At 38.8% G+C, this 1550-nt stretch carries 1 protein-coding gene; it reads right to left on the bottom strand.

What is annotated here, in order from left to right; genetic code table 11:
- Positions 1-74: 74 nt before the first annotated feature.
- On the bottom strand, positions 75-1427 hold the full coding sequence (locus tag C9J37_RS27605; RefSeq protein WP_107897933.1) for a transposase: 1353 nt from the start codon (positions 1425-1427) through the stop codon (positions 75-77).
- Positions 1428-1550: the final 123 nt, after the last annotated feature.

Below are 1550 nucleotides of genomic sequence, written 5' to 3'. Positions count from 1 at the left end.
TGAATCAATTTCATAAATCGATTTTTTCAAGAGCTTAGACTGCTCCCGTGGTCGGTTTTTGGTTTTTTGAAAAATTATGCTGCTTTGTTTTGTAACTGTAAAAGTAAGTTGATACGATCGACTGCTAATTTACAGGCATTATAAATAAACGTCACGAGATTGAAGTGGAGTTTGGCTTTTTTACCGGTTCTGTGACGGACATTGTTTAATTGAAAGAATTGCTTTAAATAGGCATTTACTCGTTCGACAGCTGTACGTTCTTTATAGAGTTTTTTCCATAATTCTGAGCCACGTGCTGGATACGTATATTTACGGATATCCGTTTTACACTTGATTTTAAACACCTTTTGACAGAGTGAATCTGCACGTAATGGACACGTTGCGCATTCTTTTGGACGCGTGAACTTAAGCGTTTGATACTTTTCATCAAAGCTATCGTAACAGTAGCTATTTTCACGCACACACGTTGGACGGAAATGTTCATCAAAACCGACCATTTCGCCTTCACGCCTTTTCACATACGGAATGACAGCTTTCATTTTTTGACTCAAAATTTGGTGGTAAATCGCCTCATAATCATATCCTGCGTCGAAAATCGTTGTTGTGAAATGATTGGGTATTAAATGGTTCACCTTTTTTAGTAATGGAATCGCCACTTTACTATCACTCAGATTCCCTGAAGACATCAGACGAGCCACAATATATTGGCTTTTGGTCGAGACGGCTAAATGACCTTTAAAGCCATACCAGAATGTGTTTTTACCATCGCTATTTTTCTTAATGCCCCATTTCGGTTCAATGGGGATTTCTTGCCAAAGGGTCGTCAATGGAATGGTTAACTGTGCTTTCAACTTCTTTTCGTAAGTCGTTTGATTCGCTTCCATTTCTACTTGTTCAGCGAGCCAGGCAGCGTGTTCTTCCTTTGTTTTACGTCCACGCTTTTTCGGTTGTGTTTCTTTTTTCTCAGAAGGTTTTGAGGCATCTCGCGCTTCGAAATGTGTCGCGTCAAAGCCAAGATGTTCATCCTCAAGAAACCCTTCTGTAAAAGCTGTTTGAATCAGTTCGTCCTGCATTTTATCAAGAATATCTGATTGACTCATTACATCGACCATACGTGAATACGAGGCTTCAGATGGCACAGTATCCGAAACTAAAAAGCCACAATCTAAACGAAATACGAAATCAACTGTTAAACGATTGACCAAATCTTTAACAGTAGGAATACGCTCGACAATCCGAATAAGCAGAGATTGAATCATCGCACCGTAGTTTAATTCTCTTGGCGCACCACGCATTGTCTTTTTTCGAAATAGCTGAAAGATCGGCTGCACATCAAAAGTGGCTAAAATTGCATCAAAACGACGAGAACTTTCCATTTTAAATAATTCATGGATGTCAAATAGACTCATTTGTTTTACAATAGTCATAGGGCATTCACCTCGTGGATAATTTTGGTTTGGTCACTTAAATTATACCATTTTGGGAGGTGCCCATTTTTTATTGTTTGAAAACCCTTGGGAGACAAGGGGTTAGAATTGTGAAATTAACTC

Source organism: Lysinibacillus mangiferihumi (genome assembly GCF_003049665.1).
GTDB classification, from domain to species: domain Bacteria; phylum Bacillota; class Bacilli; order Bacillales_A; family Planococcaceae; genus Lysinibacillus; species Lysinibacillus mangiferihumi.
Note: the sequence above shows the minus strand (reverse complement) of the source record. Positions and strands in the feature narration are given on the sequence as shown.